This is a genomic window from Paracidobacterium acidisoli (assembly GCF_003428625.2).
GTDB classification, from domain to species: Bacteria; Acidobacteriota; Terriglobia; order Terriglobales; family Acidobacteriaceae; genus Paracidobacterium; species Paracidobacterium acidisoli.
Genome location: NZ_QVQT02000003.1, coordinates 330,737 through 347,620 on the forward strand (window position 1 = coordinate 330,737; position 16,884 = coordinate 347,620).

At 59.9% G+C, this 16,884-nt stretch carries 13 protein-coding genes; 7 read left to right on the plus strand and 6 right to left on the minus strand.

Annotated elements, in window-relative coordinates:
• Positions 1-13: 13 nt before the first annotated feature.
• From D0Y96_RS08980 to D0Y96_RS09005, 6 genes are all read right to left on the minus strand, one after another.
• Positions 14-469, minus strand: coding sequence for a putative toxin-antitoxin system toxin component, PIN family (locus D0Y96_RS08980; RefSeq protein ID WP_199480222.1), 456 nt, complete (start codon positions 467-469; stop codon positions 14-16).
• On the minus strand, positions 466-741 hold the full coding sequence (locus D0Y96_RS08985; protein WP_117299037.1) for a type II toxin-antitoxin system Phd/YefM family antitoxin: 276 nt from the start codon (positions 739-741) through the stop codon (positions 466-468). The genes D0Y96_RS08980 and D0Y96_RS08985 overlap by 4 nt, the downstream gene beginning before the upstream one ends.
• Before the next feature lie 82 nt (positions 742-823).
• Positions 824-2,317, minus strand: a complete 1,494-nt coding sequence (locus D0Y96_RS08990) for an aldehyde dehydrogenase family protein (protein WP_117299038.1) — start codon at positions 2,315-2,317, stop codon at positions 824-826.
• 104 nt (positions 2,318-2,421) lie between these two features.
• Positions 2,422-3,732, minus strand: coding sequence for a serine hydrolase (locus D0Y96_RS08995; protein ID WP_158562321.1), 1,311 nt, complete (start codon positions 3,730-3,732; stop codon positions 2,422-2,424).
• A gap of 431 nt (positions 3,733-4,163) precedes the next feature.
• A complete protein-coding gene (locus D0Y96_RS09000) occupies positions 4,164-5,831 on the minus strand; it encodes a toll/interleukin-1 receptor domain-containing protein (RefSeq protein ID WP_117299040.1) in 1,668 nt (555 codons plus the stop codon).
• A 218-nt stretch (positions 5,832-6,049) separates the two neighbouring features.
• Positions 6,050-6,940 (minus strand): SMP-30/gluconolactonase/LRE family protein, encoded by an 891-nt coding sequence (locus tag D0Y96_RS09005; RefSeq protein WP_117299041.1) that lies wholly within the window; start codon positions 6,938-6,940, stop codon positions 6,050-6,052.
• A gap of 397 nt (positions 6,941-7,337) precedes the next feature.
• Here D0Y96_RS09005 and D0Y96_RS09010 point away from each other — a divergent pair, with 397 nt between their 5' ends.
• The 7 genes from D0Y96_RS09010 (at position 7,338) to mrdA (D0Y96_RS09040) (ending at position 16,864) form a co-directional block, all read left to right on the plus strand.
• A complete protein-coding gene (locus D0Y96_RS09010; protein WP_199480223.1) occupies positions 7,338-8,582 on the plus strand; it encodes a PQQ-dependent sugar dehydrogenase in 1,245 nt (414 codons plus the stop codon).
• Between the two features lie 130 nt (positions 8,583-8,712).
• Positions 8,713-9,423 carry a CPBP family intramembrane glutamic endopeptidase gene (locus D0Y96_RS09015; protein ID WP_117299042.1) on the plus strand — a complete coding sequence of 237 codons (711 nt, stop codon included), beginning with the start codon at positions 8,713-8,715 and terminating at the stop codon, positions 9,421-9,423.
• A gap of 147 nt (positions 9,424-9,570) precedes the next feature.
• Positions 9,571-10,635, plus strand: coding sequence for a rod shape-determining protein (locus tag D0Y96_RS09020; protein ID WP_117299043.1), 1,065 nt, complete (start codon positions 9,571-9,573; stop codon positions 10,633-10,635).
• A gap of 63 nt (positions 10,636-10,698) precedes the next feature.
• Complete coding sequence (gene mreC / locus D0Y96_RS09025) at positions 10,699-12,282, plus strand: rod shape-determining protein MreC (protein ID WP_117299044.1); 1,584 nt, start codon at positions 10,699-10,701, stop codon at positions 12,280-12,282.
• A 2-nt stretch (positions 12,283-12,284) separates the two neighbouring features.
• Complete coding sequence (gene mreD / locus D0Y96_RS09030) at positions 12,285-12,803, plus strand: rod shape-determining protein MreD (RefSeq protein ID WP_117299045.1); 519 nt, start codon at positions 12,285-12,287, stop codon at positions 12,801-12,803.
• 96 nt (positions 12,804-12,899) lie between these two features.
• A complete protein-coding gene (gene mrdA, locus D0Y96_RS09035) occupies positions 12,900-14,840 on the plus strand; it encodes a penicillin-binding protein 2 (protein ID WP_117299719.1) in 1,941 nt (646 codons plus the stop codon).
• A 29-nt stretch (positions 14,841-14,869) separates the two neighbouring features.
• Positions 14,870-16,864: a penicillin-binding protein 2 gene (gene mrdA, locus D0Y96_RS09040; protein ID WP_117299722.1), complete on the plus strand. Its 1,995-nt coding sequence runs from the start codon at positions 14,870-14,872 to the stop codon at positions 16,862-16,864.
• Positions 16,865-16,884 lie beyond the last annotated feature (20 nt).

Sequence of the window (16,884 nt, forward strand, 5' to 3'; positions counted from 1 at the left end):
TCCACGCCGCGGCTTATTTACTTTCCGCGCTCTTCCTGGGCAGCGCTTTGGAGTGAGCCAGAAAGTCTGCAGGTGTCACAATTTTCATACCGCGCCATGGATGTAACACCAGCAGGTCGTCATCGCTGCTGACCAGAGCGTCAGCCTCAGCCGCTATTGCCAGTGCGAGAAACTTGTTGTCGCCTGGATCGCGGCATGGAGGGTTAACAGCCTCGAAGTCTGAGTCCTGCACAGTGAACAGATGGATATGGCGGCGAATCAGAGCGACAAATTCAAGGCATAAGGTTCGATTGAGATAGCGGTTGAATTTTTCAAGGCTCAGGATTCGTTCCAGTTCGGCAAGTGTCTCTGCGCTTGCGCATACAGCACAGACGGCCAGCGCTTCCTGCAATGCCTGATGAGGTATCGATTCAGGGCGTAAAGCTGCGCTCACCAGCACACTGGTGTCGAGGATGACGCGCCGGCTCACCGGGATTCGTGCACCAGCCGAACGATATCCTCATCGGACAGTTTGGCGGCGGCTGGCTTCAGTCGTTTTTTTGCCTGCGCGCTCCACTTCTGCAGATTGGATACAGCCTTGCTGCGCCGGCGCCGCGCGTCGAGAAGTTCACCCATTTCCCGCGGCGACACGATGAACGCTGCCGGACGGCCATGCCGCGTAATCGCGACGGTTTCGCGCTGCGCAGTATCGAGCAGCTGACCAAACTTGTTCTGTGCTTCCGCTGAGGTGACGGTGATCATGAATGATTCCTGAGTTTAGCTAAAATAGATGATATAGCTATTTTAGCTAAACTCGATTTCTTTGCCGATTATTTGACAGGCCTTACTCCCCTGCATCGATCTGCGCGCGCTGCAGCTTGTCGGAATAATCCACGTATACAGATTTCCACGTGGTGTAGAAGTCCAGCGCGCCGGTGCCGCCTTCGCGGTGGCCGTTGCCTGTCTGCTTGACGCCGCCAAAGGGCAGATGCACTTCAGCGCCGATGGTTGGAGCGTTGATGTAGGTGATGCCGGCTTCGAGATCGCGCATGGCTTTAAAGGCGTGATTCACGTCGCGTGAGTAGAGCGCCGTCGAAAGGCCGTACTGAATGCCGTTGGCTATCTCGAGGGCCTCGTCGAAGCTGCGGCATTCGAGAACGCTGACCACCGGTCCGAAGACCTCCTCCTGCGCGATGCGCATCTGCGGCTTCACGCCGCCGAAGACGGTCGGCTCGAAGAAGGTTCCTCGGCCAAACGCGCCGCGGGCAGGCCGCCTGCCGCCGGTCAGCAGCTTCGCACCTTCTTTGCGGGCGATCTCACAGTAGCGGGCCGAGGTCTCGATCTGCTGTTCGTTCACCTGCGGGCCCATCTGGATGGACTCGTCGAGGCCATCGCCGATCTTCAGAGCCTTTGCCCGTTCCACCAGGCGCTTCGTGAACTCCTTCACCACGCCTTTCTGCACGATGATGCGGCTGGTCGCGGTGCAGCGCTGGCCGGTAGTGCCGAAGGCTCCCCAGACCGCGCCGTCGAGGGCGAGGTCGAGGTTGGCGTCATCGAGCACGATCATGGCGTTCTTGCCGCCCATCTCGAGCGAGCAGGGCTTGAAGAGTCCTGCAGCGGTCTGGCCGATGATGCGGCCCACCTCGGACGATCCGGTGAAGGAGACGGCGCGCACGCCGGGGTGCTCGACAAGCGGTGCGCCCGCATCAGGGCCGAAGCCGGTGACGATGTTGACCACGCCCGGCGGCAGGCCCGCGTCGATGAGCGTCTGCACGAGGTTGAATGTGGAAAGCGGTGTGTCTTCCGCAGGTTTGATGACGCAGGTGTTGCCGCAGACCAGCGCCGGGAAGAGCTTCCACGAGGGGATGGCCATGGGGAAGTTCCACGGCGCGATCATGCCGATAACGCCGACCGGCATGCGAACGGACATGGCGAACTTATTCTGCAGCTCCGACGGGGTGGTCTGACCGAAGAGGCGGCGGCCTTCGCCGGCCATGTAGTAAGCGGTATCGATGGCCTCCTGCACGTCGCCGCGCGTCTCGCTCAGCACCTTGCCCATCTCGCGGGTCATCTCGCGGGCATACTGCTCCTTGCGGCGGGTCAGCAGCTCGCCGGTGCGGTAGAGGATCTCGGCACGCTTCGGAGCGGGGACGAGCCGCCAGCTTTTGAAGGCCTCGGCAGCCGCGGTGACGGCCGCATCCACGTCCTTTGCGCCGGAGGCCTGGAAGATGCCGATGACGTCATCGTGATTCGCCGGGCTGAGGTTCTGAAAGGTGCTGCCGGTACGAGCGGTGACCCACTCGCCGCCGATAAGGTTTTTGTACGTGGTTGCTGGCACGTGAAAATCCTCCCTGTGTCGCAGACGCCGATCCGAAAACACTTCAGCATAGTCGAAAAGGCGGAGAGCGTGGAAATCAGCCTGTTCTTTGCAGGCTCACCGTGTCAGTGCGCCGCAGTTTTGTCCAGACGATGATGTCCCATGGGTGCGATGAACTCTGTGCCTGTAACGTTCTGCTGCGGATCGAGAATGAAGGATAATTCCTGCGGTCCATCAAGCACGAAGAACCGCGTGGACGATTCCGGATAGAGCTGGGCAGCGGGCGATCCGGCCGGAATCTCCGCAGTAAGATGGCCGCCCTCGAGAGCCACTTTGACGTAAGCATAGGTGCCGACGTAGCTACGCAGAACCGAGACCGGAACGTCTGCGACCGTGTGTTCAACCGACTTGAAATCGGGAAAGCCGTATACGGTTCCCGCGCTGCGAAGGACTTCGTCGGCGAGCGCTCCGCCTCCGCCGCCACTCGTCATCACGACAATGCCGTTGCCGCCGAGGTATTCCACCATGTCATCCTGGAAAAACGCGGAACCCTCGTGGCGGATATATGGATTTTCCGGGCTGCCACCCACCTCGAAGCCAAGTCCATAGCGTCTTGTCGGCGCGGGGCCCTTGCCGGGCGAAACCATCATGTGGATTGTTTGCCGGTGAAGGACTTTGTGCGATTTTCCTTCGTATTCGCGCTGAACTTCGAGGAGTAGTTTCGCCAGATCAGCAGGCGTGGACCAGAGCCCGCCAGCGGCCAGGTTCGGCTCAACAAATTTTGAAGGAGGCACCGCCCATTTTCCATCTGCTCCATAGGCTGTGGCCCCATTCTCCTGCCACTTGAGCGGCAGCGGCGCGTCGAAGGTGCTGTGCTTCATCCCGATCGGGTCGAGTACAGTTCGCTTCATGTAGGCGGCGAACGATTCTCCGGTCACATCCTCGATCAGCAGGGAGAGCACGAGATAACCGCCATTGGAATAAGCAAATTTCGTGCCTGGAATCGCCTCGACCCGAACCGGGGGCGTCTTCGCAGGCTTTTCACCGTCCAGAAGCTGAAGCAGTGTGGGGATCGGCGTAGCTGGATCATAGATCTCGCCGTTATGTGTCCCGATACCCGAAGTGTGGTTCAGAAGTTCACGAACCGTGACCTTCTGTGTTGTGGTGAATTGATTCTCCGGAATCTTCCAGCGTTTCAGGTACTGATTGACGTCTGCATCCAGGTCGATTTTGCCCTCTTCCACAAGCCTGAGCACTCCAAGTGCGGTAACGGGCTTTGAAATGGAAGCCGCGCCGAACAAAGTCTCCGTCGATGCCGGCGCACCCTGTAGGGACGAAACGCCATAAGCCTGCGTCCAGTCAATCGCTCCATTTCGAATGGCGGCGATACTCACTGCAGGAACACCGAGCGCCTTCATCTGCGAGGCCAGATTCATTTCGTCATTTGTGCTGTTTGTAATGACGACGTATCGAGAGAGGTGACTCTGCACAGCCTCCATGCGCTGTTGGGCTGATTGAGCAGTTTGCCCGCAAACCGGAAGTATCGACACGGCGCAGAAACAGGCGGACAAGCATGCATTAGCCAAAATTCTGCTCTCAGGGATGTTCATCGTAAGCTCAACCTTCACTGGTCCCCTCAGGAAAGCAAAACGCTGGTTGCTTTCGCCGGATCATCATAATCAATCGGAACGAAATCGGCCGTCGTCCGCATCGCCAGTCAATCTATGCAAAGACATGGATCACTGACGAGAAGCCGACTAATCGTCCTTGATCCGTTCTCAATGAGTGAATCGGCTATGATCATGCATGTTGAGGTAGACCGTTGTGAATCACTGATTTTGTTTACCGGATGCCTGTGCGAATTGGGTTACAGCTGTAATTGTGCTAGGCTCCCAACCTCGATATTCCTCAAAATCGAATCGTCCCTCCAGCGAAGAAATACAGGACCCTTTGCTGTAATTTCGATGCTGAACTGGGTGCCTATTGGCGATTCGCTGAACTCCTTGAGACAAGCACAAGGTTCTTTCGGAACAAGCTCCACAACCCGAACCCAATTTCGAGTTGCAATTTGTTGCCCGAACAATGGAAAGTATCCCGGATAATTCGATGGCACGTCTGTGTACGTCGCAGACAATTCGCCTCTGATGAAAGCCAGTTGACCGGCACCCACCTCTCCATCAGCTTTCGTTAATCGCAGTTGCGTATCGTTTACCTGTTGGTATGGGTGATCATTCAGCAAGCAATCTAGGTGCAACAATGATTCACCATCTTCTTCCGAGACAACTTCGGGCATTCGCAAGGACACGGAGAATTCTTTTTCGATCTGAGATGCCAGAAGAACGGTCCGTCGCAAAGTTCCTGCAAATGGATCGGTACGACTAGCCACGCGCGCTTTTGATTCAAAAATAGGCTTATCGAGACGTATATCAATCAAGCGCAGAACATTTCCGCGCCGTAACGCATCAATAGCTTCAATCAAGTTTTTGCACTCGGATATTTTCTTTCCCGTGGTCTCCCAGGACAGTGTGAAGTCTATCTCCCGAGACGCATTGGAAAGTGAATTAGAGCCGACAGAAAACACGAGACTGATGCTTAGGGGTGTTTCCTTATCCGAAAGAATAGCTTCCACCTCATCCGTGCCAAGACGAACAGGTTTCATCTCCATTATTGGAAATACAATAGGCGGGCGAGACCTAACCTCGACGCGCATATATTTCGGCGGAATATTGAGCAGGTTATTGTCTATTCCGACTTCCAGCGTGCTTCCTTCCACGTGCGTGGGCATAAGAGGCACATTCCAATCCAACAACCGGAACTCTCCAGATTCCCACTTTTGTGGTTTGCCCGTACGTACAAATTCAATCGCTTTTCTTGCGCCTTCTCCAAAAAACTCAATACGTCCACCGGGAGATGTTCCAATGATTGCAGGATCAGAAACACTGATTTGAATTCGTTGCTTTGCGTTCGCTATCGCAGATGGCGCGCCAGTTAGTTTGGGGGCGGAGAATGAGCCGGATTGAATTGCGAAATCGTAACCGGGATGTTTCCTCCGCGCCTCCGCCATGAAAGTATCCGCAGCTTCAAAGGCAGACGCTTTTTTATTATCCAGTTCAAGAAGTTCAGGCCGAATGACCTCGACCAGCGATCGTGCGACAGCTTCGATGCCATCTGAGCTTCTTAGAGCAACTTTGTCCGCCAGCATCGGCAGAGCATCTTTCATGCGGGCGGAAGATATATTGTGCCAAATCGGCAAAATGACTTTGTGTCCATCCATCTCCCTTGCAAAAAGCCCATCCAATTCCGCTTGGGGCCAATTTTTTGTAAGGAATTTTGGACTAAAGACCACGACGCCATAGCGCGAACGGGCAAGTCCCTTCTCGATAGAACGATGTAAACTATCGCCTACCTTCAGCGTGAACTTGTCAAACCACACTTTCAGTCCATGTTTTCGTAGCTCATTTGAGAGTGACGTGACGAAACCAGCCTTATCCTCGGAGGCATGTGAAATGAACACATCGAAGTCAAAGTTTGTCATTGGAGACCCCAAAAGATAACTTCCAATTACATCTTCCGCCCTAGGAGTATGTACGGAGAATCTCCTATTTTAGATTCTCAGGTTCCAAAGCTGATTCCATAGAATTCTCGAGGATTGCCGCTGAAGGTGCGCATATCCCCGAAAAAGTCAGGCCCCTCCTCAGGAAAGAGGAGAGGCCGCGTTGCTGCTGCATATCAGGGCTCTGCTGAGCGGGCCGGCTATCTGGGCATCGGGACCGACTCGGCCTTGCCGATGGCGCGTTCGGTGAACCAGAGCGTATCGCCCGCGGGCTCGATGCCGGTCGGCGTTTTGAGTCCGTCTTTAATGACCATCACGCTCGCCTTATCGCCATGAACGGTGATGGAGGCGATTGTGCCGTTGCCATTTTCGGCAACATAGAGCTTGCCGTTCGCGGCGCGCATGCCGTCAGGCCCGCTGACCGGCTGGTCCATCCAGATATCGACCGGTTTTCCCGGTTTGCCGGAGGCATCGACGGGAATGCGGTAGAGCTTGTTGAAGATCACATTGTTCACATAGAGCGTGCCGTCCAGGAAGGTGATGCCGTCGATGCCCTCAAGCACCTTGGCCTCGAGGTACAGCTCCGCGCTGGAAGCGCCTGCCGGAAGCCTGTAGATTCTGCCGGTGGCGGTGTCGCTGATATAGAGCGCTTTATCCGGTCCGATCGTAAAGTCGTTGCACACGGTATTGTCCCCGGGCAGGTCCCAGCGGAGCTTCGGCGCGCCGGTGTTGAGATCGAAGCCTCTCAGCGCGGTGTGCCGCCGTGCCGGAGTGGTGTTCGGCACCGGAGTCAGCTGGCAGGTCCACAGCGTATTGGTGGAAGCATCCGCCAGCATGCCGAAGAAAAACGTTCCAGGGCCTTCGGCGCTGGCATCGACAAACTTCTCGGCGGTGGAAGAGCCTGGACGCACCTTATAGACAAACGGCGAGCTGGCGCTGCCCACGATCAGCACGCCGCCCGGCGCCACAGTCAGGCTTTCCGGCTGGGACTTCGCATCGGCGATCAGGATTTCAGCGGCGAAAGCGGCCTGCGCAAAGCTCATTGCCAGAGCGATGCAGACAGCAAGACGACGAGCGTTCGAAAGACACATCGTAAAGTCTCCTCAAAGGGGCTTATGTACGACTGCCCGATGGTTTATCCGGATTTCAATTTGCAGAAGGAGCGGAAGCCGTGCTGGATTCGCTGGTCCAGTATGCGTGATAAGCAGAGTTATGGGAAGAGATTATAAGCAGAGAGGAGCAGCTTCCTGCGGCCGCGGGCGAACCCCGATCCGGCCTTCCTGCGCCGCCCTCCGTGCCTGAAAGCATCGCGCGGTTCCGGAGTTTCACGCCGGGACTGCGAACGAGGTCAGACCAAACCTGTATAAATGCTCATAGGCGCAAGTCAGCGATAAGGTGCGTGAAACGCGGGAAACACCGCGCCGAAGATGCCGGGAACGGGTTTTACGACGGGCTCATGAAGGACGAATTCATACAGACAGAGGGAAAATGAGGATTAAAAAAGCAGTGATCCTGGGGGTATTTGCGGGGCTGTTCGCGGCTCTGCCGGCCACCCACGCCTTTGCGCAGATCAATGCAGGCGAACAGAAGCCCGAGGCCAGCCTGCCCTTCAATATGGTTCAGGTAACGACCCTCAATCTGCCCTGGCGGATTGCGTTTCTGCCCGACGGCCGCATGCTGATTACCGAAAAAGTCGGCGCTCTGTGGCTGGTCACGCAGCAGGGAGACAAGACGCCTGTGAAGAATGTGCCGGCTGTTCTCTGGAAGGGACAGGGCGGCATGCTGGGTGTCTTTCTGTCGCCCCACTATGCCAAAGACCACTACATTTATCTCACCTATTCTGAGCCGGGCGACGGCGGTTCGAGCCTGGCGCTGGCGCGCGCTAAGCTGGTGATCGGCCAGGATTCGGCAAGCCTTGAAGAGCTTGCGGTGATCTGGCGCGATGGCGAGCGGGGCAATGGCGGCCAGTTCGGCGCGCAGGTTGCTTTTTCGCCGGATGGCAAATACCTGTTCCTCACCGTTGGCGAACGGCAGCGCTTCACGCCGGCCCAGGACCCCAATCAGCCGTTGGGCAAGATTCTGCGTCTGACGCTGGATGGCAAGCCGGCCAAAGGCAATCCGATGGCAGGAAAGAAAGGCGCTGCCAGCGTGCCTGTAATTGATCCGCCGGCGGATACCGTAGCTGCCCAAACGGCTCCGGTGGTAAGAACGTATACCTTCCCCGGTCCGAATCTGACACCGTCCGAGACCTGGACTACCGGCCACCGCACGCCTTATGGTCTGGCCTTTGCGCCCGACGGCCGGCTGTGGGAACTCGAGCATGGTCCGCGGGGCGGCGACGAGCTGAACCTGATCGAGCCCGGCAAAAATTATGGCTGGCCGCTGGTCTCCTACGGGATGAATTACGATGGCGTGCCGATCCCCAGTCCGGACACGCGCCCGGATCTGGCGAAGCCCGTCATCTACTGGAAGCCGGTCATCGCGCCGGGCAACCTTGCCTTCTACAACGGCTCAATGTTTCCGGAGTGGAAGGGCTCGGCTCTGATCGGCGGTATGGCAACGGAATCGCTTAACCGCATTACTTTCGACGGTCAGGGTGGCGCCAGGCCCGCTGAGCGCTGGGATGTCGGGCATCGCATTCGCGACGTGGAGGTCGCTCCCGACGGCGCAATATGGCTGCTTGAGGATGCGAAGCCTGGCGGCGTCTTCCGTCTGACGCCGAAGGAGCACTAAGGCAAAACCGGAGCTGAATCCCTGCCTCTCAGGCCCGCCATCGTATTCCGGTGGCGGGCCTTTCTCGTGCTGCGTCACGCAGAGAAGCCAGGTGAGGAGCCTGAAACAGGCCCCTGTATGATGGCGATCTATGCAGCACGCGCTGGCTGTCTTTCTGATCGTGATCGTTCCCATCTGGGACGCCTGGTATACGCGCCGTCTGAGACGCTCGACCGATCCCAACATGAAGGCCCGCGTGTATCTGGTCACGATGGGGTGGGTGTGGGTGGCCTCGGCGCTGGTCTGGTGGATGGACCGGCCCGGATTTTTCTTCCCGCTGGTCATCCTGAAGCCCAAATGGCTGCCGCAGCAGGATGCACTGGGCGGTCTGCTGGCCGGTATGTGCGTCGGCTTTACCATCGCGCTGCTGATGCCGGTCATTCTGGCCTGGCGCTCGGAAAAGGCGCGCCGCAGCCTGCGCAGGGCGCTGGAGAATCTCAGCTTTTTTCTGCCCGTCACGGCAAAGGAGCGCTGGCTCTTCGCCGCCGTCTCGATCACCGCCGGCATCTGCGAGGAGACGCTCTACCGCGGCTTTCTGATCCGCTACTTCAGCGGTCAGTGGCACCTGGCGCTTGTGGCGTCGGTCATCCTGTCGTCCTGTGTCTTCGGTATCGCGCATGGATATCAGGGAGTGAAGGGCATTGTTTTGACGGCTATCCTCGGCGGCGTTTTTGCCGTGCTGTATGTGGTGACCGGCGGGCTGCTGTGGCCGATGATCCTGCATGCGCTCGTCGATCTGCGCATTCTGATGTTCCCGCCGGCGGTGATGGTGCCTGAAGCTGGCGCCGCCGCAGCACAGTGACTTTAGTGCTGATTTTCTGCAGGAAATTCCACTTTTTGCACAGCATCGCCTGCCGCCGAAGCCCGTAATTTCCGGCGGCTTTGCCCTGTTCCTGCCGTTCGCAGGGCTTACAATGAGGTGAGTCTTCTCAGAAAAGTCAATCCTTACATGTCTTCGAATGGTTTTCAGTCGCGTTCGTCGCGATCGCACGGGGTGCGCTCGCTGTTCAGCATTTTTTCGAGCGATCTGGCGATCGATCTGGGTACGGCCAATACCCTGGTCTTTGCCGCGGGCAAAGGCATCGTCGTGAATGAGCCCTCGATTGTGGCCATCAACAAAAATACGGGTGAAGTAGAGGCAGTCGGCAAGGAGGCCAAGGAGATGCTGGGCCGCACGCCCGGCAACATCGTCGCCATCAAGCCGATGAAGGACGGGGTGATCGCCGATTTCAAGATCACCGAAAAGATGCTGAACTACTTCATTCAAAAGGCCCACAACCGGAAGATGCTGGTGCATCCCCGCATCGTGATCGGCGTGCCTTCTGAGATTACGCAGGTGGAAAAGCGCGCTGTCGAGGATTCGGCCTACCGCGCCAAGGCGAGCGAGGTCTTTCTGGTGGAGCAGGCGATGGTGGCGGCGATCGGCGCCGGACTGCCGATCACCGAGCCGAGCGGCAATATGGTGGTCGATATCGGCGGCGGAACGACCGATATCGCGGTCATCTCGCTCTCCGGCATCGTCTACTCGCGGTCGGTGCGCATGGCGGGCAATCAGATGGACGAGTCCATCATGAACTACCTGAAGCGGAAATATAACCTGCTGATCGGCGAGCGGACGGCGGAGCAGATCAAGATCGAGATCGGGTCGGCGTACCCGCTGGACAAGCCGCTGACGATGGAGATCAAGGGCCGGAACCTGATCGAGGGCGTGCCCAAGACGATTACCATTGACGACAGCGAGATTCGCGAGGCTCTGGGCGAGTCGATCGCTACGATCATGAATGCCATCCGCGTCGCGCTCGAACGGACGCCGCCGGAGCTGAGCGCCGATATCAGCGATCGCGGCATCGTCTTAACAGGAGGCGGCGCGCTGATTAAGAATTTAGACAAGCGCATCCGCGAGGAAACCGGGCTGCCGGTCTCGATTGCCGACGATCCGCTGGCCAGTGTCGTTCTTGGCACGGGCAAGATGCTGAGCGATTTCCGGCTGCTGCGCAAGATTAAGATCGACTAAAGGGAAGGCCTGCCGCTGCGGCAGCGGGCCGGGAGAGACACACGGAACGTCGCGAGCAGTGCCATGGAATCCTTCCTTAGCCGCTATAAGAACGCCCTGGTGCTGGTGACTGTTCTGCTGGTGCAGGTTCTGGGCCTGGCAGTACAGGTGCGGCGTCCTGCGTCGGAGGGCCCCGAAGGTAAAGGCGTGCGCCTGATCCGCTACTGGGTGATGAGCCTGATCGCTCCTCCGGAGCACCTGCTGCACATGACGGGCGGCGGCATTCGCGGCCTGTGGTCGAATTATGTGGATCTGATCCACGTACGCAGAACAAACGCAAAGCTGCAGGAACAGATCGACCATCTTCGCATCGAAGAGGCCAGCCTTGCCGAGGATGCACGGCAGGGCCAGCGCCTGCAGGGAATGCTGGGCTTTCGCGAGCGCTACATCTATCAGACCGTTCCGGCGCAGGTGATCGGTGTCTCGGGCACCGAAGACTCGCACGTGCTGATCATCGACAAGGGATCGAAGGACGGGCTCAAAATCGATATGCCGGTGATTACGCCGGATGGCATCGTCGGCAAGACGCGCGAGGTTCTTGCGCACTCCAGCCAGGTGCTTGAGATCTCGGACGCGACCAGCGGCGCGGGCGTGATTCTGGAGACGACGCGCATTCGCGGAGTGCTGCGGGGCAGCTCATGGGGGCAGCCGCAGATTGTGAACGTCTCGCCCGACGACCGGATCAAAGCAGGGGAAAAGGTGATTACCAGTGGCGGCGACGCGATCTTTCCGCGCGGCCTTCCCGTGGGCACGGTGGACCGCACGGTCCCCGATCCGGACGGGACGCTGATGGATATTCTGATTCATCCCGCAGCCAATCTGTCGCGCCTCGAAGAGGTGCTGGTGGTCACCAGCATGGGCGACCTGGTCCCTGGGCAGACGCAGATCGATATCGCGGAGAGCGAGGCGCAGAAGGCCTCCGATATTCTTGCCGAGCGTCTGCCGAGCCGCGCGGACCCCAATGCGCCGCAGGTGCAGGGAGACGATCTGGCGGATGCCACGGCGGAGGGCGACGTGGCGCGTCCGATCCGTCCGCCGGCAACGCTGCATCCGGACGTCTTTACGCCCGGAAGCACGCCTTCGGCTGCCGACATGACACCGGGCGCGAGATTGGGGCACGTTCTCTCCGGCGAAGGACAGCCCGTTCCGGTCAGGAAGACCACTCCCGCAGCGCCGGCATCTGCCTCGTCTGCGGTGCCCGCAGCGGTGAAGAAGAGCGCTCCGGCTATGCCAGGAGCTGTTTCCGCGGCGCCTCAGCCGGTCCGGCCGGCAGAGAAGGCTCCTCAGCTGGTGCATGATTACAGCGGTGCGACACCGCCGCAGTACAGCCATCCGGCTGTGCGAACTCCATCGACGGTTGCCGGGCCGGGAACTTCACGTCAGGCGACTCCACATCCTCCGGGCCAGACCGCTTCCCATCTGAATCCGGCAGCGCCACGAAGCGCCACGTCTGCACCGGCCGCCGGGGAGCATGCGCTTCCGCGCACCACGGTGATTGTCGACGGGCCGGACCGCAGCACGCAGAAGCGTAAGCCTGCGCCGCCCGCTCACGCTGCACCGTCAGCGCCGCCGCGACCTGCAGGCGCCGGACCGCAGGGGAGGAACTGATTTTGGTCCTCCTTGCTTCCACACGGCGTGAGGCCGATCAGCAGTCGCTTCCTCTGCCCGTAATGCTGCTGGTGCCGCTGGTGGCGCTGGGGCTGCAGTCGCTCATCACGCTGCATTTTCCGCTCTTCGATGTGGTGGACCTGCCTCTGCTGGTGACGGTTTATTTCGCGATGACGTGGCGGAATCCGATCAGCGCCACGGTGGCAGGCGCGCTGATCGGCGTGGCGCAGGATGTGCTGACCCAGCATCCGCTGGGTGTCTTCGGCATCGGCAAATCGGTCGTGGGGTATCTGGCTGCATCGCTCGGCGTGCGCATCGATACGGAGAACCACGGCACGCGGCTGCTGGTCGTGTTTATCTCCACGCTGCTGCACAGCGGCATCTTCTGGCTGCTGCAGCATCGCATGCTGGCCCAGCCGCTGGTGTGGAACTGGCTGCGTGAGGTGATTCGCGCGGTGGTGAACGCGCTGGTGGCGCTGATTCTCTTTGCGCTGCTCGATAAAACGAAGCGGAGGGACTAGCCGGACGTGCGTATCATCCTCAAAGGTATCCGGCGCCGCCGGCCGGAGCGTTCCGCAGCGGTGAACCGGGAGGAGAAGGTTCCTCCCGCGAAGCTTATGGTCTTTCAGTATGTGATCGCGGCGGTGATGCTGGTGCTGATCTCGGGGCTGTGGCGGCTGCAGGTGGTGGGCGCACAGAACTACCGCGAGATGGCGGAGGCGAACCGCATCCGCAAGGTACCGATCCTTGCGCCGCGCGGGAAGATCCTCGACCGCGAAGGACGTCTGATCGTCGATAACTATCCGTCGGTCTCCTGTTTTCTGGTGCGCGATCAGGGGCACGATATCGCCGCCGATCTGCCGCTGATTGCACGCGGCCTGCACATGACCGTCGATCAGATTCAGGAGATTCTGAAGCGCTACCGCACCGCTCCCAAATTTCAGCCCGTGCCGCTGAAACAGGACATCACGCCCGACGAGCAGGGATTCATCGAGGCGCATCTCGACGAGCTGCCGGAGCTGGAGACCATCGACGAAGAGCGGCGGCTCTATCCGAACGATGGCTTCGCCGCGCACCTGATCGGCTATGTCGGCGAGGTCAGCGAAGAGATGCTCGACGATCCGCAGTACGCGGCCTATGAGCCGGGCGATGTGGTGGGCCGCTCCGGCGTCGAGGAATCCTACGACGCGATGCTGCGTGGCGTGGACGGGTCCAGAGATGTAATTGTGGACAGCCACGGACGCGAAGTCGGCGTGCTGGGAACGGAGCCGGCGAAGCCCGGAAAGGACCTGCGGCTGACCATCGATCTCGATATCCAGCGTGCGGCGGAGAACGCGCTTGGTGACCGCAACGGTGCGGTGGTCGCGCTCGATCCGCATACCGGCGAGATTCTGGCCCTGGTCAGCCGGCCGGTCTTTGATCCGAACAAATTTTCGGTGAAGATCGGACGCGAGGACTGGAACCGTCTCGTCACCGATCCCAACCATCCGCTGCTCGACAAGGCCATCCAGGCGCAGCTGGCTCCGGGCTCGACCTTCAAGATCATCATGTCGGTGGCCGGGCTGCAGGAGGGCATTGCGGAGAACCTGCGAGTCGACTGCCAGGGCGGCGCCACCTTTTACGGGCACTTCTTTGCCTGCGACCGGCGCCACGGCATGGTGGACATTCACAACGCCATCCCGCTCTCCTGCGACACGTATTACTACACGCTGGCGCAGAAGCTCGGCATCGAGACCATCGCGAAGTATGCGCATGAGCTGGGGATCGGGGAAAAGACAGGCGTGGACCTGCCGGGCGAGGTCTCCGGCACCATGCCGTCGGAAGAGTGGAAGCTCAGGAACTTTCATGAGAAGTGGTATGCCGGGGAGACGATCTCGGTCGGCATCGGACAGGGAGCGGTGGCGGCGACACCGATTCAGCTCGCGCGCGCCCTGGGAGGCATCGCATCGGGCGGCGTGCTGAAGCGTCCCCATGTTGTATTTCCGGGCGAGCTGCCTGCGTATTACCGGCAGGCCGTCCAGGATTCCTATCCCGGCTCGGGCGATGTGACGGTGCCGATCGACGCATCGAACTGGGAGATCATTACCGAGGGCATGGCCAGCACCACTGAGGCCGGGGGCACGGCCTTTGCCGCGCATCTCGACGGGATCGATTTCGCCGGAAAGACGGGAACGGCGCAGGTGGTGAGCCACAGCGCGGGCATGGATAAAATCTCCAGCAGTGTGGCGCAGCGGCCGAATGCATGGTTCGTGGGCATGGCTCCGCGGCGCAATCCCGACATCGTGGTTGCGGTCCTGTGGCAGCACGGCGGCTGGGGAAATGTCTCCGCGCCCATCGCTGCGAGTGTGATCGAAGCGTATGTGGACAAACAGCGGAGACTGCATCACAATCTGGTAGCCGATACCTCAAAGCCGGTAAAAGACGTTATGACGAAACCTGTAGAGATTGGTGCGGTATGGTCGAAGCCGCCCGCGTCTGAGGCGCCGCGCGGCAGTCCGGTTCCGGCGCTGGCCGCGATCGATGCGGGACACTTCCGGCTGAAGCCTGAAGGGGAGTAGCAAAGGTGCGCATCCGACTGAAGCTGAGCATGCCACGGCGCTGGGCGGTCCGGCGCAGCGAGGTGGCCGGGCGCGGCGAAAAGGTTCCGGCGCTGAAGCTGACGGTCTTTCAGTATGTGATCGCCGGGGTGATGCTGGTGCTGGTCTCCGGGTTATGGAGACTGCAGGTGGTGGGCGCACAGAACTACCGGGCGCTGGCGCAGGCGAACCGCATTCGCAAGGTGCCGATCCTTGCGCCGCGCGGAAAGATTCTGGATCGCGAAGGGCGTCTGATCGTCGATAACTACCCGTCGGTCTCCTGTTTTCTGGTGCGCGATCAGGGGCACGATATCGCTCCCGACCTGCCGCTGATTGCGCGCGGCCTGCACATGACCGTCGATCAGATCGACGCGGTGCTGAAGAAATACCGTCTCGCCCCGAAGTATCAGCCGCTGCCGCTCAGGCAGGACATCACGCCGGACGAGCAGGAGTTCATCGAGGCGCATCGCGACGAGATGCCGGAGCTGGAGACGATCCAGGAGCAGCGCCGTCTGTATCCGAAAGACGGTTTTGCGGCGCATCTGATCGGCTATGTGGGTGAGGTCAGCGAAGAGATGCTGAACGACCCGCAGTATGCCGCCTATGAGCCGGGTGATGTAGTGGGCCGCTCGGGCGTCGAGGCCTCCTACGATCAGATACTGCGCGGCACCGACGGCTCCGAGGATGTGGTCGTCGACAGCCATGGCCGCGAGATGGGTAAGCTGGGCATGGAGCCGGCAAAGCCCGGGCACAGCCTGCGGCTGACGATGGATATCGATATTCAGCGCGCGGCGGAGAATGCGCTTGGCGACCGCAACGGCGCGGTCATTGCCATGGACCCGCATACGGGGGAGATCCTGGCGCTGGTCAGCCGTCCGACCTTCGATCCGAATGATTTTGCAGTGCGCATCTCGCGGGATGAGTGGAGCAAGCTGATCAGCGATCCGGAGCATCCGCTGCTGAACAAGGCGATTCAGGCGCAGCTTGCGCCGGGATCGACCTTCAAGATCATCATGTCGGCCGCGGGACTCGAAGAAGGCGTGGCGCAGACGCTGAACGTGCATTGCTCGGGTGGCGTGAGTTTTTACGGCCATTATCAGCGGTGCTGGGTGCACGGTGGTCATGGCGAGGTCAACATCACGAAGGGGATTTACCAGTCCTGCGACGTGTTTTTCTACACGCTGGCGGTGCGCCTGGGAATTGAAAAGATCGCCAAATGGGCGAATGCCTTCGGCATCGGCGTGAAGACCGGCATCGATCTGCCGAATGAGGTCGCCGGCACCATGCCTTCCGAAGAGTGGAAGATGAAGAACTTCCATCAGAAGTGGTATCCGGGCGAGGTGACATCGGTCGGCATCGGCCAGGGAGCGGTGACGGCTACTCCGGTGCAGATGATGCGGGCGATTGCCGGCATCACCTCGGGAGGCGCGCTGAAGCGGCCGCATGTCGTGAACCTGAACGATCCGGAGAACGGGATACCGCAGGATTTCCGGACGGCGCTTGAGGAGTCGTACTCCGGCAGCGGCGACCGGACCGTTCCGTTTGAGCGCGAGGACTGGGAGACGATCACCGATGCGATGGCCGATGTGACGATGCCCATCGGCACCGACCCGAGCGCGCATCTGGAGGGGATCGACTTCGCGGGCAAGACGGGCAGCGCGCAGACCATGAGCAATGCGCTCGCCGCGCGTCTCGGCCATGCACATTCGATGCATGACAATGCGTGGTTCGTGGGCGTGGCTCCGCGGAGAAACCCGGATATCGCGGTGTGCGTGCTGTTTGAGGCCGGCGAGCACGGCAAGCTGGCGGGCCGTCTGGCGGCGCGTGTGATCGAGGCGTATGTGAACAAGCAGCGGCGGCTCCAGCACAACCTGGTGGCTGAGGCTCCGAAGAAGATTGAGGTCAGCGCCATCTGGTCCATCCCCGGCCTTCCGAACGACGGAAAGCAGAAGCCGGTGATGACGGCGATATATGCAGGTCACTTCATGACAAATGGGAATGAGTGACGGGGAAATCGCAGGCTGAC

What these genes read in the sequence shown, in the direction of transcription:
- D0Y96_RS09010 (WP_199480223.1), top strand. Translation starts at nt 7,338, where the DNA reads ATGAGGATTAAAAAAGCAGTGATCCTGGGGGTATTTGCGGGGCTGTTC.
- D0Y96_RS08995 (WP_158562321.1), bottom strand. Translation starts at nt 3,732, where the DNA reads ATGAATCTGGCCTCGCAGATGAAGGCGCTCGGTGTTCCTGCAGTGAGT.
- mrdA (WP_117299722.1), top strand. Translation starts at nt 14,870, where the DNA reads ATGCCACGGCGCTGGGCGGTCCGGCGCAGCGAGGTGGCCGGGCGCGGC.
- D0Y96_RS09000 (WP_117299040.1), bottom strand. Translation starts at nt 5,831, where the DNA reads ATGACAAACTTTGACTTCGATGTGTTCATTTCACATGCCTCCGAGGAT.
- mreC (WP_117299044.1), top strand. Translation starts at nt 10,699, where the DNA reads ATGGAATCCTTCCTTAGCCGCTATAAGAACGCCCTGGTGCTGGTGACT.
- D0Y96_RS08985 (WP_117299037.1), bottom strand. Translation starts at nt 741, where the DNA reads ATGATCACCGTCACCTCAGCGGAAGCACAGAACAAGTTTGGTCAGCTG.
- D0Y96_RS09005 (WP_117299041.1), bottom strand. Translation starts at nt 6,940, where the DNA reads ATGTGTCTTTCGAACGCTCGTCGTCTTGCTGTCTGCATCGCTCTGGCA.
- D0Y96_RS09015 (WP_117299042.1), top strand. Translation starts at nt 8,713, where the DNA reads ATGCAGCACGCGCTGGCTGTCTTTCTGATCGTGATCGTTCCCATCTGG.
- mrdA (WP_117299719.1), top strand. Translation starts at nt 12,900, where the DNA reads ATGGTCTTTCAGTATGTGATCGCGGCGGTGATGCTGGTGCTGATCTCG.
- D0Y96_RS09020 (WP_117299043.1), top strand. Translation starts at nt 9,571, where the DNA reads ATGTCTTCGAATGGTTTTCAGTCGCGTTCGTCGCGATCGCACGGGGTG.